This is a genomic window from Bacteroides sp. L008, assembly GCF_040812255.1.
GTDB lineage: Bacteria > Bacteroidota > Bacteroidia > Bacteroidales > Bacteroidaceae > Bacteroides > Bacteroides vicugnae.
Genome location: NZ_JBFNXO010000001.1, coordinates 4,446,602 through 4,473,056 on the forward strand (window position 1 = coordinate 4,446,602; position 26,455 = coordinate 4,473,056).

Annotated in this window: 20 protein-coding genes; 15 read left to right on the forward strand and 5 right to left on the reverse strand. The window is 43.7% G+C overall.

The window, feature by feature from the left end:
• Positions 1 to 127: 127 nt before the first annotated feature.
• Positions 128 to 1,699 (reverse strand): L-aspartate oxidase, encoded by a 1,572-nt coding sequence (gene nadB, locus AB3G73_RS17370; RefSeq protein WP_148367728.1) that lies wholly within the window; start codon positions 1,697 to 1,699, stop codon positions 128 to 130.
• Positions 1,700 to 1,805: 106 nt separating this feature from the next.
• Here nadB and AB3G73_RS17375 point away from each other — a divergent pair, with 106 nt between their 5' ends.
• The 4 genes from AB3G73_RS17375 (at position 1,806) to dacB (ending at position 6,388) form a co-directional block, all read left to right on the forward strand.
• Positions 1,806 to 2,258: a PH domain-containing protein gene (locus AB3G73_RS17375; RefSeq protein WP_148367729.1), complete on the forward strand. Its 453-nt coding sequence runs from the start codon at positions 1,806 to 1,808 to the stop codon at positions 2,256 to 2,258.
• A 41-nt stretch (positions 2,259 to 2,299) separates the two neighbouring features.
• Positions 2,300 to 3,643, forward strand: coding sequence for a dihydrolipoyl dehydrogenase (lpdA, locus tag AB3G73_RS17380; RefSeq protein WP_195648672.1), 1,344 nt, complete (start codon positions 2,300 to 2,302; stop codon positions 3,641 to 3,643).
• Positions 3,644 to 3,732: 89 nt separating this feature from the next.
• Positions 3,733 to 4,935, forward strand: coding sequence for a TlpA disulfide reductase family protein (locus tag AB3G73_RS17385; RefSeq protein ID WP_148367744.1), 1,203 nt, complete (start codon positions 3,733 to 3,735; stop codon positions 4,933 to 4,935).
• Between the two features lie 46 nt (positions 4,936 to 4,981).
• Positions 4,982 to 6,388: a D-alanyl-D-alanine carboxypeptidase/D-alanyl-D-alanine-endopeptidase gene (dacB, locus tag AB3G73_RS17390; RefSeq protein ID WP_259021814.1), complete on the forward strand. Its 1,407-nt coding sequence runs from the start codon at positions 4,982 to 4,984 to the stop codon at positions 6,386 to 6,388.
• 6 nt (positions 6,389 to 6,394) lie between these two features.
• On the opposite strand, the gene AB3G73_RS17395 is transcribed toward dacB, so the two are convergent.
• From AB3G73_RS17395 to AB3G73_RS17405, 3 genes are all read right to left on the reverse strand, one after another.
• Positions 6,395 to 7,591 carry an ATP-binding protein gene (locus AB3G73_RS17395; protein WP_148367732.1) on the reverse strand — a complete coding sequence of 399 codons (1,197 nt, stop codon included), beginning with the start codon at positions 7,589 to 7,591 and terminating at the stop codon, positions 6,395 to 6,397.
• Between the two features lie 131 nt (positions 7,592 to 7,722).
• Entirely contained in the window at positions 7,723 to 9,222 is a 1,500-nt protein-coding gene (locus AB3G73_RS17400; protein ID WP_148367733.1) for an acetyl-CoA hydrolase/transferase family protein, read from the reverse strand.
• A 180-nt stretch (positions 9,223 to 9,402) separates the two neighbouring features.
• The gene (locus AB3G73_RS17405) at positions 9,403 to 9,876 is read right to left on the reverse strand and encodes a ferrichrome ABC transporter substrate-binding protein (RefSeq protein WP_367745272.1); all 474 of its coding nucleotides are present in this window, start codon (positions 9,874 to 9,876) and stop codon (positions 9,403 to 9,405) included.
• A gap of 336 nt (positions 9,877 to 10,212) precedes the next feature.
• Here AB3G73_RS17405 and miaB point away from each other — a divergent pair, with 336 nt between their 5' ends.
• Positions 10,213 to 11,586, forward strand: coding sequence for a tRNA (N6-isopentenyl adenosine(37)-C2)-methylthiotransferase MiaB (gene miaB, locus AB3G73_RS17410; RefSeq protein WP_148367735.1), 1,374 nt, complete (start codon positions 10,213 to 10,215; stop codon positions 11,584 to 11,586).
• Positions 11,587 to 11,659: 73 nt separating this feature from the next.
• On the opposite strand, the gene AB3G73_RS17415 is transcribed toward miaB, so the two are convergent.
• Entirely contained in the window at positions 11,660 to 12,373 is a 714-nt protein-coding gene (locus AB3G73_RS17415; RefSeq protein WP_320978151.1) for a S24 family peptidase, read from the reverse strand.
• A 482-nt stretch (positions 12,374 to 12,855) separates the two neighbouring features.
• Between AB3G73_RS17415 and AB3G73_RS17420 the strand changes: the two genes are divergently transcribed.
• The 10 genes from AB3G73_RS17420 (at position 12,856) to AB3G73_RS17465 (ending at position 26,428) form a co-directional block, all read left to right on the forward strand.
• Complete coding sequence (locus AB3G73_RS17420) at positions 12,856 to 13,242, forward strand: hypothetical protein (RefSeq protein WP_367745273.1); 387 nt, start codon at positions 12,856 to 12,858, stop codon at positions 13,240 to 13,242.
• Positions 13,243 to 13,278: 36 nt separating this feature from the next.
• Entirely contained in the window at positions 13,279 to 14,148 is an 870-nt protein-coding gene (locus AB3G73_RS17425; RefSeq protein WP_195650722.1) for a DUF4373 domain-containing protein, read from the forward strand.
• Positions 14,149 to 14,352: 204 nt separating this feature from the next.
• The gene (locus tag AB3G73_RS17430; protein ID WP_120079432.1) at positions 14,353 to 14,871 is read left to right on the forward strand and encodes an HU family DNA-binding protein; all 519 of its coding nucleotides are present in this window, start codon (positions 14,353 to 14,355) and stop codon (positions 14,869 to 14,871) included.
• 101 nt (positions 14,872 to 14,972) lie between these two features.
• Complete coding sequence (locus AB3G73_RS17435; protein ID WP_367745274.1) at positions 14,973 to 15,500, forward strand: N-acetylmuramoyl-L-alanine amidase; 528 nt, start codon at positions 14,973 to 14,975, stop codon at positions 15,498 to 15,500.
• Positions 15,501 to 15,505: 5 nt separating this feature from the next.
• Positions 15,506 to 15,601, forward strand: coding sequence for a smalltalk protein (locus AB3G73_RS17440; protein ID WP_005681936.1), 96 nt, complete (start codon positions 15,506 to 15,508; stop codon positions 15,599 to 15,601).
• Between the two features lie 150 nt (positions 15,602 to 15,751).
• Positions 15,752 to 18,880 carry a hypothetical protein gene (locus AB3G73_RS17445; protein WP_367745275.1) on the forward strand — a complete coding sequence of 1,043 codons (3,129 nt, stop codon included), beginning with the start codon at positions 15,752 to 15,754 and terminating at the stop codon, positions 18,878 to 18,880.
• Positions 18,881 to 18,927: 47 nt separating this feature from the next.
• Complete coding sequence (locus tag AB3G73_RS17450; RefSeq protein WP_367745276.1) at positions 18,928 to 23,769, forward strand: RHS repeat-associated core domain-containing protein; 4,842 nt, start codon at positions 18,928 to 18,930, stop codon at positions 23,767 to 23,769.
• 17 nt (positions 23,770 to 23,786) lie between these two features.
• Complete coding sequence (locus AB3G73_RS17455) at positions 23,787 to 24,473, forward strand: DUF1629 domain-containing protein (protein ID WP_320983226.1); 687 nt, start codon at positions 23,787 to 23,789, stop codon at positions 24,471 to 24,473.
• A 324-nt stretch (positions 24,474 to 24,797) separates the two neighbouring features.
• Positions 24,798 to 25,151, forward strand: coding sequence for a hypothetical protein (locus AB3G73_RS17460; RefSeq protein WP_367745277.1), 354 nt, complete (start codon positions 24,798 to 24,800; stop codon positions 25,149 to 25,151).
• Positions 25,040 to 26,428: an RHS repeat domain-containing protein gene (locus AB3G73_RS17465; protein ID WP_367745278.1), complete on the forward strand. Its 1,389-nt coding sequence runs from the start codon at positions 25,040 to 25,042 to the stop codon at positions 26,426 to 26,428. The genes AB3G73_RS17460 and AB3G73_RS17465 overlap by 112 nt, the downstream gene beginning before the upstream one ends.
• The last annotated feature ends 27 nt before the right edge of the window (positions 26,429 to 26,455 follow it).

The window sequence follows — 26,455 nt, forward strand, 5'->3', positions numbered from 1 at the left end:
ATAGTATAGTTTCTTTGAGGAGTGAAAAGAAACGTATCAAGATAAAAAGACAAGAGGCTAAACTCAAAAATATAATTTGAGAAAGCCTCTTGTTTCTTTATTTTTAATAAGAATAATACTGTAAATTCTATTTCTTTGCATGCGGATAATCAATCGTATAATGCAATCCGCGACTCTCCTTACGCTCCATTGCCTGACGCATAATCAGATAACCCACGTTCACCATATTACGCAATTCGCAGATTTCTCTGGACGCTACGCTGCGCTTGAACAAGCTTTCAGTTTCCTCGTAGATAATATCCAGTCTGTCCCACGCCCGTTTCAGACGGAGGTCGCTGCGGACAATACCTACATAAGTACTCATAATCTGGTTCACTTCCTTCATGCTCTGCGTAATGAGCACCATTTCTTCCGGTGAGCGGGTTCCCTCATCATTCCATTCGGGAATATCTTCATTATAAGAATATTGATCGACCGCTTGCAGACTGTGTTTGGCAGCAGCGTCGGCATATACCACTGCTTCAATCAATGAGTTTGAAGCCAGGCGGTTACCGCCATGCAATCCGGTGCAGGAACATTCTCCCACGGCATAAAGACGTTCGATGGAAGATTGTCCGTCCAGGTCGACAAGGATACCTCCGCAGAGATAGTGGGCGGCCGGGGCTACCGGAATATAATCTTTAGTGATGTCGATGCCCAGGCTAAGACATTTCTCGTAAATATTAGGGAAATGTTTCTTTGTTTCTTCGGGATCTTTGTGGGTAACATCCAGATATACATGGTCGTCTCCACGATTCTTCATCTCGTTGTCGATGGCACGTGCCACGATGTCACGGGGAGCCAGGGAAAGACGGGGGTCGTATTTCTGCATGAACTCTTTGCCATCCATGGTGCGCAGTACGCCTCCGTAGCCGCGCATCGCTTCCGTTATCAGGAAAGAAGGGCGATCTCCCGGGTGATACAGGGCGGTAGGATGGAACTGTACAAACTCCATATCCTTCACCGTACCTTTGGCACGATACACCATAGCGATACCGTCTCCGGTAGCGACTAGCGGGTTAGTGGTCGTTTTATAAACGGCTCCTACTCCACCGGTAGCCATCAATGTCACTTTCGCAAGATACGTATCTACTTTTCCCGTTTTCGGATCGAGGATATAAGCGCCGTAGCATTTAATATCCGGTGTCTGACGGGTTACGGTAACCCCCAGATGATGCTGTGTCAGGATTTCAATGGCAAACTGGTTTTCGATGACCGTGATATTCGGATGCCGTTGCACGGCTTTAATCAGACTGTCCTGAATCTCTGCTCCTGTATTGTCTTTATGGTGAAGAATACGGAACTCCGAGTGTCCTCCTTCGCGGTGCAAGTCAAATTCGCCTTTCTCGTTTTTGTCAAAGTCCACTCCCCATTTAATCAGTTCTTCAATTTGTGCGGGAGCTTCGCGCACTACCTTTTCTACTGCGGCACGGTTGCTGATCCAGTCGCCTGCAATCATCGTATCTTCGATGTGCTTGTCGAAATTATCCACCAGAAGGTTGGTGACGGAGGCTACCCCTCCTTGGGCGAAGTACGTGTTGGCCTCCTCCAGCCCGCTTTTACAGATAAGAGCAACTTTACCTTTGTGCGCCACTTTCAGCGCAAAACTCATACCGGCAATTCCGGAACCGATAACGAGGAAATCGAATTTTCTTACCATAATCTTGTTATTTCTCACCGCAAAGCTACAAAATAAGTTACTTCGTTGTACTTTTCGTTGTCACTAATTCATAAAATTGCTACCTTGCAGGCAAAAATCTGACAAAATGAATCGAATTTTCCATGCCCGCATCGCCTGGTACCAATATTTCCTGTTGGTAGTGCTTACTGTGAATGCCGTCGGCGCATTGTGGTGTAAATATATCTTGGTAGCCGTACTGTTCATGCTTATGCTGATTGTAGTAATCGAGCAGATTATACACACTGCTTATACATTGACTACAGACGGTAATCTGGAGGTTTCACGCGGCCGTTTTATTCGTAAGAAGGTAATTCCGCTTTCCGAAATCACCACAGTAAGGAAATACCATTCCATGAAGTTCGGTAGTTTTTCGGTGACGGATTATATCTTGATAGAATATGGAAAAGGGAAGTTTGTTTCGGTGATGCCTGTCAAGGAACGGGAATTTGCGGAACTGCTCGAAAAGAGAATGTTCGCAAAGAAGATAAAAGGGCTGGAGACAATAGACTCTGTAGATTCTCAAGAGGATGAACCATAGCGTGTTTTGATAATAATGAAAAGATTAACTGATTATATACTATGAAATATCAAGTAATTATCATCGGTGGCGGTCCTGCGGGATATACGGCTGCCGAAGCTGCCGGTAAAGGCGGTTTGAGCGTATTGCTTATCGAAAAGAATAGTCTGGGAGGTGTCTGTCTGAATGAAGGCTGTATTCCTACGAAAACGTTGCTGTATTCGGCAAAGACTTATGACAGTGCAAAACATGCGTCAAAGTATGCAGTCAATATTCCGGAAGTCTCTTTCGATTTGCCTAAGATTATAGCACGTAAAAGTAAGGTAGTGCGTAAACTGGTGCTGGGAGTGAAAGCAAAGCTGACTGCCAACAATGTGACGATCGTATCGGGAGAAGCACAGATCATTGATAAAAATACAGTTCGTTGCGGAGAAGAGACTTACGAAGGGGAGAACCTGATACTTTGTACAGGCTCGGAAACCTTTATTCCCCCTATTCCCGGAGTGGATGCAGTGAACTACTGGACGCACAGGGATGCTTTGGATAGTAAGGAATTGCCGGCTTCTCTCGCCATTGTCGGTGGCGGAGTGATCGGGATGGAGTTTGCATCGTTCTTCAACAGTTTGGGAGTACAGGTGACGGTGGTTGAGATGATGGACGAAATTCTGGGTGGAATGGATAAAGAGCTTTCCGCCTTGCTCCGTGCGGAATATGCCAAACGAGGTATTAAATTCCTGCTTGGTACGAAAGTTGTCGGCTTGTCGCAAACGGAAGAAGGAGCTGTTGTCTCTTATGAAAATGCAGAGGGAAACGGTAGTGTCGTTGCAGAAAAGCTGTTGATGAGCGTCGGTCGCCGTCCTGTGACGAAAGGTTTCGGACTCGAAAACCTGAATCTGGAGAAAACAGAGCGTGGCACTATCAGAGTCAATGAAAAGATGCAGACTTCTGTATCGGGTGTGTATGTGTGTGGTGACCTGACGGGATTCTCTTTGCTCGCCCATACGGCCGTTCGTGAGGCAGAAGTTGCCGTACATTCCATTTTGGGGAAAGAAGACACCATGAGCTACCGGGCTATTCCGGGCGTAGTCTATACCAATCCGGAGATTGCCGGAGTGGGTGAAACGGAGGAATCGGCCTCAACGAAAGGAATCAATTATCAGGTTATCAAACTTCCGATGGCTTACTCCGGCCGTTTTGTGGCGGAGAATGAAGGTGTGAACGGAGTTTGCAAAGTACTGCTGGATGAACAGCAACGGGTGATTGGCGCTCATGTATTGGGAAATCCCGCTTCGGAGATTATCACTCTTGCGGGGACTGCCATTGAACTCGGACTGACAGCAGCGCAATGGAAAAAGATTGTTTTCCCGCATCCCACGGTAGGAGAAATCTTCCGCGAGGCTTTATAAACGGATTCTGATATCTGACATTGTGCATTGATTAAGATACTTATCTGATTCATGGACTAGGATATCTCACTTATAAAATCGAATAGATGATGAAAAAATATATAATCACTCCGGTCTTATTGACAATAGCTTGTATGGTGATGTGTCATTGTACATTCAACCGTAAAGCGTCAGTTGCTGCAAATGAATATTTGATTCAGGGCGAACTGGCTAATCTTCCCGACAGCATTGTGATTGGTCTGTATGAGGAAGACGGAAGTATTCTCAACTGTGTATGGAGAGATACGCTTATGAATGGGCAGTTCTCTTTCCGCGACACGGTTTCTACCACGCGGAAAATGCTGATTATGTCTGATAACCGGGGCTTCCCGGGTACATGGCTGGAAGTGTGGATCGCACCGGGAGAATACATCGAAATCAAAGGGCAGGACAAACTAGTGAAAACATGGGAAGTAGTAAGCGATGTGCCGGAACAGCAGGAAGAAAACCGCTTTACGGCTTGCGCGATGGCCCAACAGAAAGAACTGATGCAGCACATGGCGGCAGAATATGACTGGCAACGGATGATGTTCATAGATCATCCGGGCGACCGGGAGTTTGAAAGTCAGGCCTGGGCCAAGATAGATTCTATCCGGAAACTGTCAATGCCGTTGCAGCAGGAAATCTGGAAAAAGGAAATGGAATACATGGAAGAAGCGCCCGTCTCCCCGGTATGGATGGACAGGTTATTGCTATTTGCTTCCATGATGAAATATGAAACCATCATGCCTTATAAAGAAGAGGTGAAAAAACTCTATGCCCGGATGTCGGAAGCCGATAAGCAAACGGATGACGGACAGGAGATTACAGCCTATGTTTTTCCTCCCTCTACGGTGGGAATTGGAGATATGATGGTGGATGGGGACTTGTATGATGTGAATGGTTCTCTCCGTCATATTTCAGAGTTCAAGGGGAAGTTCATCTTGCTCGACTTCTGGAGTAGCGGGTGTAGTCCTTGTGTGGAGTCGATACCCGAAATGGAGAAGGTGATGGATCTGTATAAGGATAAAATGACTGTGATTAGTATTAGTGAGGACCCGAAAGCACGTTGGAAAGAGTATATCAAGACGAAAGGAATGGGCGGTAACCAGTGGAACGAACTTCGTAAAGGACGTACCGGTCTTGCCCTGAACTATCAGGTACGGGGAATCCCTCATTATGTATTGATTGCCCCTGATGGAAAAATCCAGGATGTATGGTCCGGCTATGGCTCCGGTTCGCTTCTTGGACAGGTAGAGAAAAACTTGAAATAGATAGATGTAAGATACTATCATTTGTTGATGTCATAAACAGTGTTGTATGAAAAAAAGTTTTTTGTTAGTCGCCCTTTCTGTTTGTTTGTTGCCACTTTGGGGGCAACAGAACTTCTCCCGGATAGATTCGCTTATCAAGAAGATGCTCCCCGAAGCATCCGAAGTCGGCATATCCGTCTACGACCTGACGGCTAAGAAATCGCTTTATAACTATCGTGCGGAGAAACTTTCCCGTCCTGCCTCTACCATGAAGCTGCTGACGGCCATTACCGCACTCTCCCGCCCCGAAGCCAACGAGCCTTTCCGCACGGAAGTATGGCATGATGGCGTGATAGAACATGACACCTTGCAAGGCAACCTGTATGTGGTAGGCGGATTTGATCCGGAATTTGACAGCCAGTCGATGGATTCATTGATAGAAGAGGTAATCACTTTTCCTTTTTCGGTCATTAACGGTCAGGTATATGGTGACGTCTCAATGAAAGACTCCCTTTATTGGGGCAGCGGATGGGCCTGGGACGATACGCCTGCGGGTTATCAGCCTTATCTCTCTCCATTGATGTTCTGCAAAGGGACTGTACAGGTCTCCGTAGTTCCCTCCACGGTGCAGGGCGATGCGGCAAGTGTTTCCTGCCAACCTGTATCTTCTTATTATACAGTAACGAATCAGACAAAGACACGCACTTCTTCTGCCGGGAAATTCTCTTTCACGAGAGATTGGCTGACGAATGGAAACAATCTCCTTGTTTCGGGCAATGTCACTTCGATCCGGAAAGATGATGTCAACATCTACGATTCTCCCCGTTTCTTTATGCATACTTTCCTGGAACGCCTTCGTGGGAAAGGAATCACCACTCCCCAGTCGTATGGCTTTGCCGAATTGCCTCGCGACAGTGTGAGAGTAGAGCGTATGGCTTGCTGGAACACTTCCGTGCAGAAAGTGCTGAACCAGTTGATGAAAGAGAGTGATAACCTCAATGCGGAAGCATTTCTCTGTCGCCTGGGAGCGCAGGCTACGGGAAAGAAGCAAGTAGCTGCCGAAGATGGCATTGTCGAAATAATGAAGCTGATCCGCTGCCTGGGGCATGATCCGAAAGACTATAAGATTGCCGACGGTTGCGGATTGTCTAATTATAATTACCTCTCCCCTGCTCTGCTGGTCGACTTTCTAAAATATGCGTACTCGCAAACAGAAGTGTTTCAGATGTTGTATAAATCACTTCCCGTTGGCGGGGTGGACGGAACTTTAAAATTCCGGATGAAAGGTACTCCTGCTTTCCGGAATGTTCATGCCAAAACAGGCTCGTTTACGGCAATAAATGCGCTTGCAGGCTATCTGAAGATGAAGAACGGGCATGAAGTGGCATTTGCCATTATGAATCAGAATGTGCTTTCGGCTGCTAAAGCGAGAGCGTTTCAGGATAAGGTGTGTGAGGTGATTATCGGGAAATAGGCTATGTTAATACATTAGCCCGAACAACCAAAGTGGAATCTCGTTGTTGAATCCGATTTCTATGTTATCAAGGGCTAGGTATCCATTCTCCACTCCCGCTAATTGTTTTTGAGTTTTGTTTTTACCACCTATTTCGAAATTATATGTTTCATTCAATGTGAAATCTATTTGGGAGGAATAGGTAACCTTATGTTTTACGACTGTTTGATTAAAGAAGAATGTTTCCCGGACATTTCCTATATCTGTTTTTTCTCCTCCCAATGCGTATGCATAATTTGTATTACCTAAATAAATTTTTTCCGGTTTTGCCAGTTGTTTGATGCCGGAAGCTTCTTTGTCAAGTAGTAGGATGGCTTGGGCTTTTTGGAGATAGGATAGATAATTCAACAGACTGATACGACTGACTTCTATCTCCTTACTAAGCATTGATATATTGGGAATATAGGGTACAAGTCCGGCGAGTATGGCAAATAGTTTTTTTATTTTACCAATGGAGTAATAATCTATTTTTTCAGTAGAAGGTAGATCTACATCCAGAATTGTATTCAGGGTGGCTAATAGTTTCTCATGATACAATATTTTATCTTCTTTATAAAAAGGGAAATAGCCGTAAGCTAAGTATTCGTTGAACGCTACAAGCGGCTTCAACTGTTTGTTTACGTTCATGGCCATTTCGATATGTCGGTTCAGAATATCAGAAAGTGTAAGTGCTTCCATTTTATATCCATATTCGAATAGTAAGAATTCACGGAAAGAAAGGCCATGAAGATGATAGGTAACAGCCCTTCTTGAGAGGTCTGCTTCGCCTTTGTGTATTTCCAATAAAGAAGATCCTGTGAATACTATTTTTATGTCCGGATAACTGTCATAGATGTTTTTTATTTCTCTTGACCAGGTGGGGTATTTGTGTACTTCGTCCAAAAACAAAGCTTTTCCTCCCATTTTCTGAAACTCGTCAGCCAGTTCAAATAATGAATGAGTGGTGAACCATATATTGTCTAATGAAACGTAGAGTGCTTCATTGCCATAGCCGGGGTAATGCTCTTTTATGTATTGAAGCATCAGGGTAGTTTTTCCTGTTCCGCGTGCACCTGTTATAGCTATCAGTCGATTGTTCCAACGAATTTCATGATACAGGTATCTGATGAAATCCAGAGAGACCCGTTCTTTAAGTTGATAGAATGTGGTGAATAACTGTTTCATAGGAGTAACTTATTGATTCTTCTACAAAGATATAATTGTATTCTCTAATAAACAAAAATAGTTGGATTTTGTTTACCAGAGAATACAATTATACTTGTTTTGAATCGAATACTGTAAATTCTATATTCTATTTACTTTGCGTATTCAGTCCAATTGGTATTCTTCATATCGCCACTTTTAGCCAACTCTGCGTGCATACCCAGTGCAGCCTGAATAGCGTGCGGAGTCTGTGCTCTGTTACCGGCCAGCTTGAGGTAATCCCAAAGAAGCTCTTTGTAGTCAGGATGTGCACAGTTTTCGATGATGGCTTGTGCGCGTTCTTTCGGGCTCTTGCCACGAAGATCGGCAACACCTTGCTCGGTGATAACGATGTTGACATCGTGCTCTGTGTGGTCGTGGTGGGATACCATCGGTACGATCGCACTGATTTTACCTTCTTTGGCCACAGACGGACAAGTGAAGATAGAAATGTAAGCGTTGCGGGTAAAGTCTCCCGAACCACCGATGCCGTTCATCATTTTTGTTCCGCCGATATGGGTAGAGTTTACATTGCCGTACAGGTCAACTTCGATGGCTGTATTGATGGAAATGACACCGAGACGGCGTACTATTTCCGGGCTGTTTGAGATTTCCGACGGACGGAGAACCAGTTTATCGCGGAAGAAATCCATATCGTTGTAAATACCTTCCAGACAGTCGTTTGTAACAGTCAGTGAGCAGGCACTACCGAATTTGATACGTCCTTCGCGAATCAATCCGATCACGGAATTCTGGATTACCTCTGTGTACATCTCAAATGCAGGAATCGTTTTGTCACGTCCCAATGCACCGAGTACGGCGTTGGCGATGTTTCCTACACCCGATTGCAAAGGCAAGAAACTAGGCGGGATAATACCGCGTTTCATGTCGGCAGCAAGGAAGTCGGCAACATTCTGCCCGATTTTGTCGGTCAACGGATCAGCAGCAGCGAAAGAACGCGCTTCATCCGGCCAGTTGGTTTCCACTACGCCTATAATCTTTTTCGGGTCTACCTGAACGTAAGGCAGTCCGATACGGTCACTCGGTTTGTAGATCGGTATTTCGCGGCGGTAAGGCGGGTCGAGCGGTTCGTATACGTCATGCATACCCATACCGGATTTGCTGTGTGCGCTGTTCAACTCCACGATAATCTGGTCGGCAAGACGGCAGATAGTCGGCGAAATACCACCGGCGGCAGTCAGATAAATCTTTCCGTCGGGAGTCACTTCGCAGGCTTCGATAATGGCTACGTTCACTTTACCCATGAACCCGTAGCGCACTTCCTGTGCCATTTGTGAGAGATGTATGTCGTTGTAGGCAATCTCTCCGTTGTTCACAGCTTTGCGGAAGTCGGCGTTGGTAGTATAAGGAGCGCGGTAGCGGATGGCTTTGGCGCGTGACAGTACACCGTCACAGGATTCCCCTGTTGATGCGCCTGTGAAAATTCCTACTTGAAACGGGTTTCCTTTCGCATGTTCTGCTTCAGCAATTTTTGCGAGTTCGGCTGTTACAGCCTTGGCCGTTCCGGCGGGAGTAAATCCGCTTAGGCCGATGTTGTAGCCATGTTTGATCAGGCTTGCAGCTTCCGCTGCCGAAATACGATTGAATGACATAAATAGTAAATTTCGTGTTAAAATACAGTTGATATTTTATCGGTTAATAATTCGATATCTTATTAAAATTTCAGGCACGGATTACACGGATTTCACGGTTTTCGGAAAGTTAGGGATTGCATAAAGCAATAGCGTAATCCGTGTAATCCGTGCCTGAAATATATGTCTTTATAATTTCCGTCAGTATTTCCGTTGAAGTATCTCCCCCCAGATAATGGCTCGGCGGGCTTCTTCTGCCGAATGAATTGTGAAGTCTTCGTTGTTATCGGATGATTTGTTGAGAGCGTCGTAATGAGAACCTTGCCTGTTGTTCAATTGATCTTGCGCGGCACTGTTTGCCAGGGATGCGGCAACGGAAACTTCTTCTCTTTTCTTTTTCTGCTTCGGAACTTTTCCGGGTGGCGTCTGTTGTGAATGCTTTTTCCGGGTTGGCGGTTCGATAGGTTTAGGCTGGAACAATTCTTCCAGCGACTTGGGGCCGCCCCATGCCTCGGGCATAGGAACTGCATCCGGAGCTACTTCAACGGGGGGTGGCATCGGGGAAACGGGGCGTTTATTCTTAGCTTTTTTCGATTTACTATTCTTATTCACCTCTTTGAATATTCCCACAAGAATGACACCTGCTATCAAGAGAAATTTCAAAAAATCTTCCATTGTGTTTCACTGCTAATTAGTTATCTGCCAAAGTTACGTATTTTATCTGGTTCAGGCTAACTTTTTAGTATGAAAAAAGGGCAGCTTCACAGCTCCCCTTAATTTTTTTAACCTAAACCTTAACTATGAAAAAATCTAATGTTTCTTTCATTGCACAAATGTGAAAAATAAATTTAAATTTGCCAAGCATATCGCCTAAAAATGTTTATTCCCTTAACATTAATTACAAATTTGCTTGCCAAATCATAAGTTTTTGCGTTATTTTGATATCAATTCACTACTTATTGAAAGCGAAGCCGTATCTTTGCATCCGAATTTTTAAACTAAGATTTGAGTATGAATGAATTAACGGGAGCGGACTTTAAATCCGCAACTGAAATGAATGATGACAACAAAAAGTTGTTTATCGAAACCTATGGCTGCCAGATGAACGTAGCCGACAGTGAGGTGATTGCCTCGGTGATGCAAATGGCGGGTTATTCCGTAGCCGAAACGCTGGAGGAAGCCGATGCCGTGTTTATGAATACCTGTTCCATCCGCGACAATGCGGAGCAGAAGATTCTGAATCGCCTGGAGTTTTTCCATTCGCTGAAGAAAAAGAAAAAGCACCTGATTGTAGGTGTATTGGGTTGTATGGCCGAACGGGTAAAGGATGATCTGATAACGAATCATCATGTCGACCTCGTTGTGGGGCCGGATGCTTACCTGACGTTGCCCGACCTGATTGCTGCCGTAGAAACTGGTGAAAAAGCAATCAATGTGGAGCTTTCTACTACCGAAACTTATCGGGATGTGATTCCGTCGCGTATCTGCGGCAATCATATTTCGGGTTTTGTATCCATCATGCGTGGCTGCAATAACTTCTGCACCTATTGCATCGTGCCCTATACTCGTGGACGCGAGCGTAGCCGTGACGTAGAAAGCATCCTGAATGAAGTGGCAGACCTCGTGGCGAAAGGCTATAAGGAAGTCACCCTGTTGGGGCAGAACGTCAACTCTTACCGTTTTGAAAGACCGACAGGCGAAGTGGTTACTTTCCCGATGTTGCTCCGAACGGTGGCTGAAGCTGCTCCGGGAGTGCGCATTCGTTTCACAACTTCCCATCCGAAAGACATGAGCGATGAGACGTTGGAAGTAATTGCGCAAGTCCCCAATGTGTGTAAACACATCCATTTGCCTGTGCAGAGCGGCAGTTCGCGTATTCTGAAACTGATGAACCGTAAATATACCCGTGAGTGGTATCTGGACCGGGTGGCAGCTATCAAACGTATCATTCCCGATTGCGGATTGACTACCGATATTTTCTCCGGTTTTCATTCTGAAACGGAAGAGGATCATGCCTTGTCACTTTCGCTGATGGAAGAATGTGGATACGATGCTGCTTTCATGTTTAAATACTCCGAACGTCCGGGAACGTATGCATCGAAGCATCTCGAAGATAATGTGTCCGAAGAGGTGAAAGTGCGCCGCCTGAACGAAATTATCGCTTTGCAGAACCGTCTGTCTGCCGAATCCAACCAGCGTTGCATCGGTAAAACGTATGAAGTGCTTGTAGAAGGAGTTTCCAAGCGTTCGCGCGACCAGCTGTTCGGCCGTACGGAGCAGAACCGTGTGGTGGTGTTCGACAGAGGTACGCACCGTGTCGGTGATTTCGTCAATGTGCGTGTCACGGAAGCCAGTTCGGCTACGCTGAAGGGGGAAGAAATCTGATTTTACCACAGAGGACACGGAGGACATAGAGTTTCAAGGAAGAAAAAGACCTCTGTGTCCTCTGTGGTGGACCTTACATCATCATGTGTCTCCTGATGGAGAACTTCACAATTGCCATTGCATTGATGGACGCGAATGGAATATCCATCGGCTCATGATGAGTATTATAGCTCACGAGCTTTAAATACCCTTCTTTTTCCGAACGATTCACGTACTTCACCGCCAGATACTCGTCTCCGTCAATCATAAACGACACCAGGTATATTTCCCCGTAAATCACGTTGTCGAAACTGCTAATTTCCTTGTATCCGATAATATCTCCCGATTTCAATATAGGATACATGCTGTCTCCGTTGACGTAGACTGCCCCGTCGCAGACGGAAATATTCGGAATCAATATCTTTCCCAGTGCATACTGCTTTTTGTTGGTGAACAATGTTTTCAGGTTCGCAGCTGCCGTAATGTCGTATAATGTCACGCTACGGTCGTCTATTGGTTCGGGTGTTTTCGGATTGTGTATAATCTCGACTTCTCCCTGCACCAGTTCGCTTTCGCAATATCTTGACTGGTGTTTCGGATTCCCTTTTCCCAATAATAACCAATTGTAGTCCACTTTGTCCCCGAATTTGTCAAGCAGCAGACGAAAATCAATACTGTTTCGTGCTCCCCAATTGGTTACTGTTGCTCTCGAAACTTCCAGATATTCAGCTAGTTCACTGTCTCTCTTTAAGTTCAATGCCTGTTTGGCACGCTTGATGATACCTAATACATCCAAATTTGTATCCATTCTGTTTTTTTATTTAAAAGACTAATCCCGGATTTATAAATGGCAGCTATAAAATGGCTGACTAAAAAAATGTGTTTACTATATGTTTATAATCAATGACTTGTAAAATAGTTAAGATTAAAAATGAAAATCGCTGTTTTATTTATGAAAAAATATTCTATCTTTGTCCCATTGATTAATAGAAAACGTTTCAAAAATATAAATTAAAAACGGATATGCCATGCAAAACTTCAAGAAAAACACCGAAACCTTGAAAATTTCTCATCCGCCGCCTGCGGAAAGCTTGCTGATACCTGTTAACAGCTATTTCCTCAAGTGTTAATAGCTATTTCTCTAACCATTAATATCTGAGACGCCAGATGTTAATACCTGGCAATAGGATAACAAAAGGATAACATATTGTATACGAATACTTCGTATTTGAATGATTACAGACCTGACTGATAGAAACTAGTATTTATAATTTATAATTGGATAACAAAATGAAAAGCTCAAAAGTACAAACACTGTGCGTTTGCGGATGTTGCAAACGCTCTCTTCCGGCAAGTGCCTTTTATATCAATAAGAAAACCGGTCTTCCCGGCAACTACTGTAAAGAATGTCGTAAAACTGTCAGTCGGAATCACCGGAAGAACGAGAAATGCTCCCTGGTATGCGACAGGGAAAACAGTTATCCGGTAATTACCTCTACGGAAGATCCCGCGTTGCGACGGAAACTTATTCTGCATGCCCTTGAAACCGTAGCTGCCAGCATTGAACGGAAAAGGCGGAAAGTCCGTGAATCGGAGTTTGAACCCGAATCAGGTTCTGAATCCCAATCCGGATCAGTCTTTGAATTGGAATTAGAATCAAAATCAGGATTAAAATAAGAATTGGCAGACTGATTTATAAAAACAATTTATATCATGGGACGAATAAAACAAGGGCTTGACTATTTCCCTTTGAATACCGATTTTATGCACGACCGTGTCGTACGCCGTGTGATGAAGCGTGAAGGCGATTCCGCCTTCACAATCCTGCTCTATACCCTGTCTTATCTATATTCGGGCGAGGGTTATTATATTCATGTCGACGATGACTTCTATGATGAACTCTCCGACCAGCTCTTCAGCACGGATAACGATAGTGTCCGGCGGGTGCTTCATCTGTTTGTGGAGTACGGTTTCTTCGATTCCTCTCTCTACGAACGTTACGGCATCCTGACTTCCGCCGACATTCAGCGGCAGTTCCTTTTTATCACTAAACGTCGCAGCCGCCGTCATATTTCTCCGGACTATTGTCTGCTGCCGGATGAGGAAACCGTACACTCCACCCTTCCGGATGCTGTTGCAGAAACCCCGGATATTGTAACGCAAACCCTCGATACTGTAACAGAATCCCCGGGTACTGCAACAAAAAGCACCCTCATAAAAAGAAAAGAAAAAGAAAGGAAAGAAAACATCCTCCCTAACCCTCCTTTGCCCAAAGGAGGGGATGAGGAAGAAGAAGGAGGAGATTTTTCAAACAGAAAACCGACGAAGAAGAAACACGAACTGACACAGTCGGATATTGACCGGATGCAAGCTCCTGCTGACGGACACCCGCGCAACCTTTCCGGACTGTTGGATAACCTTCGTCTTTATCATATTCCTCCCTCCGAACAGTATGCAATCGTGCTGAAAAGTAATTACGGAGAAATCGGTGGTAAGGTTTGGAAGGGTTTTGGTGTCATTCGGGCAAGTGCCGGAAAGATCAAACTGCCCGGTCATTATTTGTTGAGTGTCCTGAATAACTGAATTAATAAGGGTTGTGATGCTGTTTTGTTATATAATATGTTGTAAATTAGTAATATAATAACAGATTTCTATATTAACGAATTTATTAACGCACACTTTTAAAATCTCTTGCAAAGACAGAAATAAGGTCTTATATTTGCATTGTCGATAAGCTTAAAGACACAGACTAACTAGAATTATTAACGACTAAAAACTATTACAATTATGCCAGTATTGTACAAACCCTTCCAGTCAACTCTGGAAGACAAAAAAAGCGGTAAAAAACTCTTCTATCCCCGAGTTGTACGTTCGGGAAACGTAGATTCCGCACAACTTTCGAAAGAAATAGCAGCCTACTCTTCCCTCTCTCCGGGTGACGTAAAAAACACACTCGACAACCTTGTGACGGTGATGGGGCAACACTTACAATCTTCGGAAAGCGTAAGCGTGGACGGTCTTGGTACCTTCCGTATGGTGATGGTGGCTCGCGGCAAAGGTGTGGAAACCTCTGACGAAGTGTCGGCTGCACAGGCTACGCTTACCGTCCGATTCCAACCGGCGACTACTAGGAACCTTGACCGCACTACCGCTACCCGTTCGATGGTGACCGGTGCGAAGTGTGCTCGTTATGATAAACTTGTTTCCGATGCGGGTAGTGCGGAAGGCGGTAACTCCGGTGGAAGCGACAAGCCCGGTGGAGGCGGTAATGAAGGAGGTGGAGAAGCACCCGATCCGGCTGCATAAATGGTGTCACAGCAGTGAATAGTACACAAAATGTAAACGACAAACTTCGTAGGCTTAACTAAACATTTGACTTTTAACTAAACTAGAAATCATCCACTAACATGAGGATTATCAACTTGATTGTGGTGCATTGCAGCGCCACGAGGGAGGATTGTACACTTTCTCCGGAAGATTTGGACCGGTTGCACCGACGTCGCGGATTCAACGGAACAGGCTATCACTATTATATCCGCAAGGATGGAACAGCGCATCTCACCCGAGCAATCGAACGTGTCGGAGCACACGCAAAAGGTTTCAATACTCATTCAATAGGTATCTGCTATGAAGGTGGTCTGGACTGCCGGGGACGCCCGGCAGATACCCGGACTCCGGCACAACGGGCTACTCTCCGGCAACTTGTTGAGCAGTTGCAAAGGAAATTCCCCGGCTGCCGGGTATGCGGACACCGGGATCTTTCGCCCGATCTCAATGGGAATGGTGAGATAGAACCGGAAGAGTGGATTAAATCGTGTCCGTGTTTTGAGGTGGCAAAGGAATTCAAGGAACTTGAGGAGTTTGCTATCAAAACAGAAAAAACGGAAGAACGCAGAGTAACACAACACATTAAAGAACAGAAAGGAGGTAAATGATGGCAATGAAGAAATCAGTTTGGGACATGATCCTGAAGGTGGTTATCGCAGTGGCTTCGGCTTTGGCCGGCGTTTTGGGCGCTAATGCGATGAATCTGTAAAAGCATAGAGTTAAGTAGTAGTTCTTCCATGAATCATGATCTTGTGAAATGGAAGGACTCTGCTAATTCACTTTGTATTGACTGAACTATTTTATTGATGAATAATTGAAAAAACGAGTTATGAATTATCTATATACGAATAAAAAAATAATGCTAAAGAGGCTATTCCTTATATTGTCAGCCTTTTTTGCGGCTTTGTCTGCCAATGGGCAGAGTGAAGATGGAATTAATCTGGATGTTCCAAGATTTGTTCCACTTTCTCCATCGGCTACGGCTATGGTGAAATACCAGTCTTATCCTGTAGATCATTGTACGGGAGTACCTGACATAACGATTCCCTTGTATGATATTGTGGCAGGAGAGGTTACCATACCTGTTACTTTGTCCTATCATGCTTCGGGGCTTAAACCCAAAGAAGGGAGCGGATATGCGGGAACAGGCTGGACATTGAATCTCGAACCGTCTATAGCCCGGCAGGTGGTTGGGGTGGCGGACAATGACTATTATGGGTGGTTTGATCGATATTTCTCTCAAAATACAGTCCCCGGTGATGAGAGAGACAGATTGATTTATTATGGGGAGATGGTAGATAATAAACGGGATACACGTCCTGATAAATTCACTTATAGATTGCCGGTCGGTGGTGGAAGCGGATATTTTTCAGACAGGTCTTCCCCCCTTATTACTGTGCCTCATAACAGCGATGTTGTAAGGTATGCTGAAAGTGATATGAATATAACAGATGGAAATGGCGTCAAATATTTGTTCAACGGTGTACACGAGAAGATGAATGATATTATTACCCGCTGGATGTGTACCTCTATTTGTTCAGCCCGTTATCCGCACCCTACATTGGTTAGTTTTCAGTATCAAACGCTTCAGAATCAATTGGACCCTGGTTCATATTATAATTTGAATGACAGGCTGGTCTTTGATGAAAGGGATAAAGACGGGAGTCCCAAATTGTATCTGATGGAACAAAAAAGCGGTGGCAATAACTATTATCAAATCACTGCAGGCAGATCGTCAGGTTCCTCCTCCTCCTTACCCAATGCCAATAAAGAGAGCGTTTCGAGCTATGTAGCGAATATGAGTTACCCATCAGGTAGTTACTGTGCGGAGGGTAGAATGAGTACTACCCGATTGGCACAGGTGAATTTTATGGGAAACAGGTTGTCTGTCAGTTATAAAGCAGTAGGTGAAGTGCCTAACAATACAAGTGTGCTAGATAAAATGCAAGTGACGGATGAGAATGGAGAAGTGGTGCGTACCATTACCTTTTATGTAACTCCCTATAATGGAAAAACCTCTTTGACCAAACTTGATTCTGTGCGTATCTCCGCTCCCGGTGCAGAATCGCAAACTTATTCATTCAGGTATGTGGGTGTAAACAGCGTTCCTTCCATCTATACGAAGGCTGTAGACCATTGGGGGTTTATGAACGGTTCGGAAGCGAGTGCTAATGGTAGTAAGTTGACAGTGCCGAACTTTTCAAAAAGAATACCTTTACCGGATACCAATAACACGGGAAGAAAAGACACTGTATTATTTGAGAATACAGTCGGGATAGACCGTGAAGCGTCTGGCAACATTGTGGGTATTCTTGACCGGATAACAGATCCGCAAGGTGTTGAAACCTCTTTCTCTTACGAAGGCAATTACGGCGCATTTCGTGACAATAACCAACGGGCGGAGTATAGAGACTATCTCTATCCGGTTGGCGGCTTGCGGGTGAAGAGCATAGAAACCTACGATCCGAAAACAAGGAAAAGAATCTGTAAGAATTATAGATATGGTCTGACGGTTGTCAATGATGAAAAGTATGAACCCATTTGGGGTGGCGGGGCTGTCAAGCACATAGTTACAGAGCGCGATTATTGCTCCACAGTGACACAAGTATTGGACAACGGACAATTTTTATGGAACGAATACTTGACTGTCTATCATTCAATGCCCGTATCTAATATCACATTTCGTAATGGAAGTCCGGTGATGTACAATGTTGTCAGTGAAGAGATATTGGGAGGAGGCATTTCACAAAAGACCGTCTATTACTATCATGTGGATGCGCATGCTTTTGAGGACGTTCTGCATTGGGAAGATGGAGAGAATACATCCGCTTCTGTCCGGAAGTTTATGTTGAATCAACCGGAAAACGTTTTGAATCGACTTGGACGGATGCTTCCCGGACATCCTTATGAACCTTCTGATGATTTTGTTACAAGCTATTCTGCGACCAACCAGAGAAATGGGGCACTTATGCGCATAGACCGTTTCGACGGGCAAGAGCTGGTGTCATCTGTCCGATACAAATATAAGAAAGTAATTGCTGGTCCGTATAACATTCCTGTGGATCTTCCTGTCCGGAAGCTGATGGTGGATGTTGATTTGTACATGAAAAAACCGAATGGACTGCTTGACAAGCCGGTATTTGTGGTTGACAATGACAATACCCATTCCGCTACGAATATGAGGACCACTTATTATTTGGATTGTGAAACGTATTGGGCCCTCGATAAAGAAACGACACAATACTACTGCAAGGTGAATGGGAGACGACAGATGATGTCGACAGAAAAGCAATATACGTATGACGACGGGCATCTTTACAAACCCGGCTCCTCGCTTAAGCCATGTAGGGTGGATTTTACAAACAGTGACGGTATACAGTTTTCGGATCACTATACCTATCTGGATGGTTATCCTGCCATACTTTCTTTGCACAAACACGTCGAAGACGAGCAAAGCACGGAAAAGAGAGCCTTGTTCAAGTCCGGTACATGCCTTCCGGAGAGGGTACAGTTTAAAACCGACCGAATGGCGGACTTTCGTGACGAGGTCGTATACAAATCGTATGACAGTAATAGCAATGTGTGCGAAATTGCAGCAAAGGACGGGACGCCTGTTCTCTTTATTTGGGGGTATCGCAACCGCTATCCCATAGCCAAGATCGAAAATGCCACCCGGCAACAAGTGGCTGTGGCGCTTGGTTATGATGGAAACATCGAAGACGTTTTCGGTGATTGGGCTTCACTTGCCGTACCTACTGAAGAGATATGGGATAAGATAAACTCTCTTCGTGAGAGACTTCCCGGTAATACGCGGGTTACCACCTATGAATATGCCCCTTTGCAAGGAGTTGTTTCCATTACCGATCCCAATAATGTCATAACGAAATTTGAATATGATAATTATAGCCGGCTGACAGATCGTTATTATCTGGATGCGGACACCCGTAAGGTAATGCTTCAACAGTATATTTATCATTTTGGTAAATGACCAGTAATTCAATGAATGGTTTAATTTGATAATGAATTTGATTTTTTATGAAAACTTATATCTGTTTATTTTTCTTGTTGTTCTGCTCTGTCGGTTCGTGGGGGCAGTCTTTGGAAGAACGAATGGCAACGGCCATCGATATGGGTACATACTCGCAACCGTTTACTTATGAAGATACCCAAAATACAGCCCATTTTAACTGTGGATTCATACCTCCGACCGATATGGATTATACGGGAGTGTTAATATCCAAGGATATTTTTTACAAATTGACTGTGACGCAACCTATGAAGATTAGAGCCAGTGCAAAACCCAGTATCACTTATGATGGTACTGTTTTCCTGCTCAATTCTTCGGGTATTCTTCTAAGTCGTGCGATTTATGTAGAAGAAGCATGGGGAGATTATGGATATGGTTTGCTGCCTGGCGTGTACTATCTGGTTGCTAAACCTAACATCTATGAAGGTCATAAACCGGTGGATGCGGAAGATGTTACTATTTATGTAAAGACAACGCCTCGTGAGACAGGCGAGGATTTTTACAATCCGTTTGAGTTGGGGACATTTGGTGAGAATTTCGCGTTGACCGAATTTATAGATACGGATCCGTATCAATGTGATTATAATGCCAGTGACAACTATTGGGACAATTATTTTCGGCATGATTTAATTTATCGCTTCACTCTGACAGAACCGATGGAAGTTTGTCTGGATGATAATGGAACTGAATGTCCTAGGGAAGGGGATTCTTACAGTGTTCACCTTCTTTCCGCTTTGCATGATCCTGTTGTTCCCATCCGCACGCAAAAGCTTGGTACAGACTACGAGCTGAATGTGTATGACTTGGGCGCGGGCACCTATTATATTTATATTTATGTTGATGCACCTATTTGGGGAGTGAATTATAAGATGAACTTGAGCGGACGGACATACGCTCCCGGTATTAGTTTCTCCCGTCCTGTTGATATAGGCAGCCGGGCGGACAGCTTTCAATATACAGATGTTCAGAACTCGGAACTCATGTCCGGCAACTTTCCGGAGAAAGCCGGCAATGAAGTTTTCTATCGGTTGGAGCTTGAAAATCCGATGGAACTTCAAATAGACAATTGCGGTTCGGAAGTTGCAGACACCTATTTGCAGGTGTTTTCTCAAACGCAGAAGTTATTATATTCCAATGACGATTCGGATGGTGACAGTGGATGTGCGGATACAAGAAGTGCCCGCATCCATATACCCGTGTTGCTTCCCGGCGTCTACTATATTGTGACCGACGCGGAAGAGAATGGGAACATTTCCCTGTCCGTGAACGGGCGGCTTCTTGCACAAACGGGAGACACAAAAGCGCTTCCCATCAATGCCGGAACATATAAGGCAGGGCTCTTCTTTTCCGATACCCGAGATACCTCTATAGACTATACGGATGCTTATCCGGCAAGACCTACGAATGACGTATTTTATAAGTTGGTATTGCAAAAGGAGATGGATGTGGTGTTCAGTCATTGCGGTTCGGAACTGGAAGATACCTATATGAGCATCTTGAATGAATCCGGTGAGCTCCTTTATAGCAATGACAATTATGCGGGAGAAGGGCAGTGTGAGAATGAGAAACATGCCTACATCGAGGTCAGGAAACTTCCTTCAGGCACCTATTATGTTGTTTCGGAAGGCAGTGTCGGTAATGGACGGATCACTACGACAATAGAGGCGCCGAACTTTAGTGACGCATTGTGTACGACCGAGGGCCAGCACTGTGTGATTACCCTGACTCCCACTGTCGCCACAGATGATCTCTCCCGACTGCAGACCCGTGATTATCTTCGCGAGATACAATATTTTGACCATTTCGGCAATCCTTCCCTGCATATTTCTCACGGTGCCACTCCTTATAGGACCGACCTGCTCACATTGCAGGAGTATGACGGGATCAACCGCGAGTCCAAACTTTGGCTTCCGGTAGCAGAATCGACTGCCGGCGGCGCCTTTCTTCCATCTGCGGAAGTCAGCGAGGCCGTTTGCAAGGCAAGTTATTATGAGGCAGACAGCTCTCCCTTCAGCTATCCTGAATACGACAGCTCTTCGTTGAACCGGATTGTCAAGAAGTATAGTCCCGGATCCGCCTGGAAAAACCATCCGGTCAAAACAGACGTGTTGACCAACATCGGAAGTAAAGATGCTGTTGATCGGGTCGACAGCTGCTTTATCGTGTGTCGCTATAGCATAAAGAATGACAGTTTGGTTTGTGCCGGTAAGTATGATGTCGGCGCATTGGAAGTGGTTCGCACGATAGATGAAGACAATCATGTGAGTTATGAATTTAAAGACAAGGCCGGTCGCATAGTTCTCGTTCGTCAGTCTGATGATAATCAACTATCTTATGATACGTACCATGTTTATGATAACTATGGCAACCTGCGCATGGTGTTGCCTCCGATGGCAGCCGATTGTTTTTTCGATGAAGGAGAATGGTCTGAAACGGCTCCCGTTCTTCAGCAATATGCCTATATCTATCATTATGATGCTGTTGGTCGCTGTATCTACAAGAAACTTCCGGGATGCGATCCTGCTTATACCGTTTATGACGCTGCCGATCATCCTGTCTTTACTCAAGACGGGGAACAGCGTGAGCGGAACGAATGGAGTTTCAGTATTCCCGATGCTTTCGGCCGGGCGGTATTGACCGGAGTTTGTACGAATGTGTTGGATTATGCTTCCAATCCTTTGGATACTATCGTCGTGTATGCCGATTGGGCAAATGCGGAGAATGAGTTGAAAGGCTACCAATTGGAAGGTGTAACCTTAAATTCTCCGATCATCCAGTCTGCCAGCTATTACGACGACTATGAGTTTTTGGGTAAGAACGGCATCCCCAATGACATGGCCACTGTTTACGTTGAGGAAACAGGCTATGGCAAGCGTAATGCAGGTGGCTGTAAGGGACAGCTGACAGGAATTTGTACATCCCTCCTCTCTTCCCGCCCGGGTACTTTTACGTATTCAGTGATGTATTATGACGACCGTTACCGGATAATCCAGCAAAGAGGTAATAATGAGCTGGGCGGTACGGAGATTGTCCATACGGCTTATAATTTCTCGGGAAATCCCTTGGAAGAAAAACGTATACATACAGTTCCGGGCACTGAACCAATCGTAGAATTGCACCGATATACGTATGACCATGCCAACCGTCTATTGAAGACCAGCTATCAGCTGAATGATAATACTCCGATTGTTTTAGTAGACAATGTGTATGATGAGATAGGTCGTTTGAAAACTGATAAACGTAATGGTGTATATGAGTTACGAACTGACTATACATATAATCTTCGTTCATGGCTAAAAGGCATTAATGGTCCATTGTTTAACCAGACGCTTAACTACCAGGAAACACTAGAGGGAACTACTCCCTGTTATAATGGTAATATCAGCCGCATGTGTTGGCGGAGTGGCGAGGATAGCATAGTTACTGATTCGCAAGGTAAGGGTTACAGTTTCACTTATGACGGTCTCTCCCGCTTGAAAGATGCTATTTATGGAGAAGGTACTAACTTAAAACAAAACCGTAACCGCTTCAATGAGCAAATAACCGGCTATGATAAAATGGGTAATATCTTGGGTCTGCTTAGATACGGTCAAACCGATGTGGATTCTTACGGTCTGATTGACAACCTGAATCTGACTTACAATGGAAACCAATTGCAGTCCGTTTATGACAATGCCACCAACTCTGTATTTGGTAACGGTATGGAGTTTAAGGATAATGCCAATGAATCAGTTGAATATGAATATGATAAAAACGGTAATCTGACTAAAGATTTAAACAAAAATATAACTGGAATTCAATATAATATCTTAAATTTGCCTAGTCACATTAGCTTTGCTGACGGAAGTCATATTGTATATGAATATGCTGCAGACGGTAGGAAAGTCCGTACCACGCATACAATAAACAATAACGTTACGTCCACCGTTTATTGTGGCAATGCGATCTATGAGAACGGGATTTTGAAGATGTTGCTGAATGAGTCTGGTTACTATAGTTTCCAAGATAATAAATTCCATTTCTACATTAAAGATCATCAGGGAAATATCCGTGTAGTTGCTGATGAAGCCGGTAAAGTCGATGAAGTGAATGATTATTATCCTTTTGGTGGTTTGATGTCTAATGTATGTAATAACGTGCAGTCTTATAAGTACAATGGCAAAGAGTTGGATCGGAAAGGCGGATTAGATTGGTATGATTATGGGGCAAGGTATTATGATGCGGCGATTGGGCGTTGGCATGCAGTGGATCCGCTGGCGGAGAAGTATTATGGTATTAGTCCATATGCGTATTGTGTGAATAATCCGATAAGTCTGATTGATCCGGATGGAAAAGCTGTTCAAATCCCTCCTTTCTTTTTAGGGACTGCTAATCCTTTGGTAACAACGGGTAGCCGTATGACAATGTTAGGTACAGCGGATAAGGTTGTTAAAGCATTGCCTAAAGAGGAACACCATATTATTCCAAGATCGCTAGGTAAACATGATGTTGTAAAAGCTGCAAGAGAAGGCGGGTTTAAACTTGAAGGGAAAGAGAATAAAATGACTGTAGATAAATTCAGTAAAGCTACTGGAGAAGGACAGCATGGAAAACATCCTAAATATACGGAACAGTTACGTAAAGAGTTTGAAAAATTTGCAGAAAAGAATCCAAACGCCTCACCTGAACAAAGTGCTAATTTTGTGAGAGGACAAGTTTCTAATGCAAAAAATGCAATAGAGAACAATCCTAATACAAAAGTAAATGATTTGGAATTAAAAAGTTTAACTTTGCCAACGGATGGAATAAAAGTCATTAAACCAGTGGAACTAATAAGACCAGTTAAAGCAATCAACCCTTGGGATGCTTAATTTTAATTTATAGTGTTATGAAATATTTTATAATGGACGAATCTTTAAATGAAAAGATTATAGGTAATGATTTTCCGCAAGTATATAAATTTATTAAAGGATATGACGAAGATGCGCCAGATGCTTTATTCAGCTTATACAAATACAAAGCTACTTTTCCCGATTATATTCCTAATCTTGACGGAGTAATGTTGGCTGGCTATGCTAAACTAACAGATTTCATCAGCAATGGATTTAGTAATCGCTTGCGTATTATGAGTCCTAGAGCCAAAGCAATTCTTGGGCAGTATAATTTATGTTCTCATCGGTTCTACCCACTTGGATTATATAAAAGGAAGATTAAACAAGATTATTTTCTTTTCCATATTGTTTCTGATTATTCCGATTTTGTCAATTATGAAAGAACTTCGTTTCAGGAATATGACATAACTAGCGGATATAAGTCTGATTCTTTTTTTATTCACTCAAAAACAGAATTTTGGGAGAAAAGAGAAAAGATAGAGACTGAAAAAGGTATTTCTTGGGGTATATGGGGCGATAGAATTGTTATGAACAAAGATTTTGATCATGAACTGGATTTCTTTGTCATTAGTATACTTGACGCCAACACTTATGTAAGTGAACGATTGAAAAACGCAATCGAAACAGCAGGTTTAACCGGATGGGAATTTACACCAGCAACTAACTTGATAGTTGAAGATTGATATCCTCTGATATAAATCCAATATCTGTAGGTTAAGAGTAACCAATATTTAACAACTGCTCTGACATGAATGTATTTTTCTATATCAGGGCAGTTTTATCTTTTTTTATTACACATCCATTAGTCTTTCTTGATATGAAAAAGGATTGTTACTTATGATTCCATTGACCATTCTTTGAAACGCAGCATGTCTTCATGCTTTTCCCTGACAATCTCCTTGTACAGAAGAGTACAGCTATAGGTATGGCCATACAGGCAGGTCAATCCATACGAAGCATAGCTTGAATGGAAGGTACGAGATGGTGTATACGATGGATTGGGGTGTTTGAACAGTCGCCTTTGCAGGAAAAGCGGTAACCTTGAATCGTGGTACGATTATAATGCCCGTTCTCAACTGACGGCTGTTGATGGTTCTTTTTTCAACCAAAAACTGTATTACAACGACTCATACGGCGGAAGTACAGGAAACGTATCTGCCATGAGTTGGAAAGCCGCAGGCGACACAGGAATGCATGGATATCGCTTCAGCTACGGCGGAATGTCACGGTTGACCGCTGCCAGTTACTTGTGGAACGGAACTCCCCGTCCAACTATAGCACCTCCTACACGTATAACAGGCAGAGTAACCTCACTTCACTCCGTCGTAACGGACGCACAGGTGCTTCCTCCTACGGCCTGATTGACGACCTGACGCTCACACTGGATGGCAACTGGCTGACACGTGTGGATGATGCCGCCACAGCGTCGGCTTACAACAACGGGTTCGAATTCAAGGATACCGTGAAGCAGGACAATGAATACACCTATGACAAGAATGGTAACCTGACTAAAGATTTAAACAAAAATATAACTGGAATTCAATATAATATCTTAAATTTGCCTAGTCACATTAGCTTTGCTGACGGAAGTAGTATTGAGTATGAATATGCTGCAGACGGTAGGAAAGTCCGTACCACGCATACAATAAACAATAACGTTACGTCCACTGTTTATTGTGGCAATGCGATCTATGAGAACGGTACTTTGAAGATGCTGCTGAATGAGTCTGGTTACTATAGTTTCCAAGATAATAAATTCCATTTCTACATTAAAGATCATCAGGGAAATATCCGTGTAGTTGCTGATGAAGCCGGTAAAGTCGATGAAGTGAATGATTATTATCCTTTTGGTGGTTTGATGTCTAATGCAGGCAATAACGTTCAGTCTTATAAGTATAATGGTAAAGAGTTGGATCGGAAAGGCGGATTGGATTGGTATGATTATGGAGCTAGACATTATGATGCGGCAATAGGTAGATGGCACGTGGTGGATCCGATGGCGGAGAAATATTATGGATTAACTCCCTACAATTATTGTGGTAATAATTCTATAAGATATATAGATCCTGATGGGATGGACTGGTATAAGAGGAAAAGAGAAAATAATGGGACAGATGAAGAAGATGATGAATGGGAATATTACTATAATGAGGATATACATTCTCAAGAACAATTGGATAAAGCGATCAGAGGAGCAAGATATTTGGGAAAAACTTATCAAAAAGATAATATTTATTATTCTTTATTTGGTAGTAAAAAAGATGCAAAAACTTTGGCTGGTATCATATATAAAAAAATAGATGAAGCAATAATTTCTGAAACTATTCCCAGAAATACTAGAAGCAGCAAATATGACACAGAGTCTATAGGAAGTCCCATGACTGATTTCTCTATTGAGGGCATGAATTTTAAATCATCTCGTTTTGTTGGTATAGATACCCATAGAAATGAATATAGTATAGAATATGAAGGAAGTGATAGTGGTATCTATTATGTCTTAGGTGGAGATATGAAGGCACAACTAGAGGATTGGGTTGGAAATAGGGATATGCCTAAAGATTTTGGAGGATGGCAATCTGGAGAAAAGGCTTATTTAATAAGGTTTGTAAATAAAAAGGACATGATGTTGTTAGCTTGAAATATTCAGCGATGGGCGCAGGTTCGT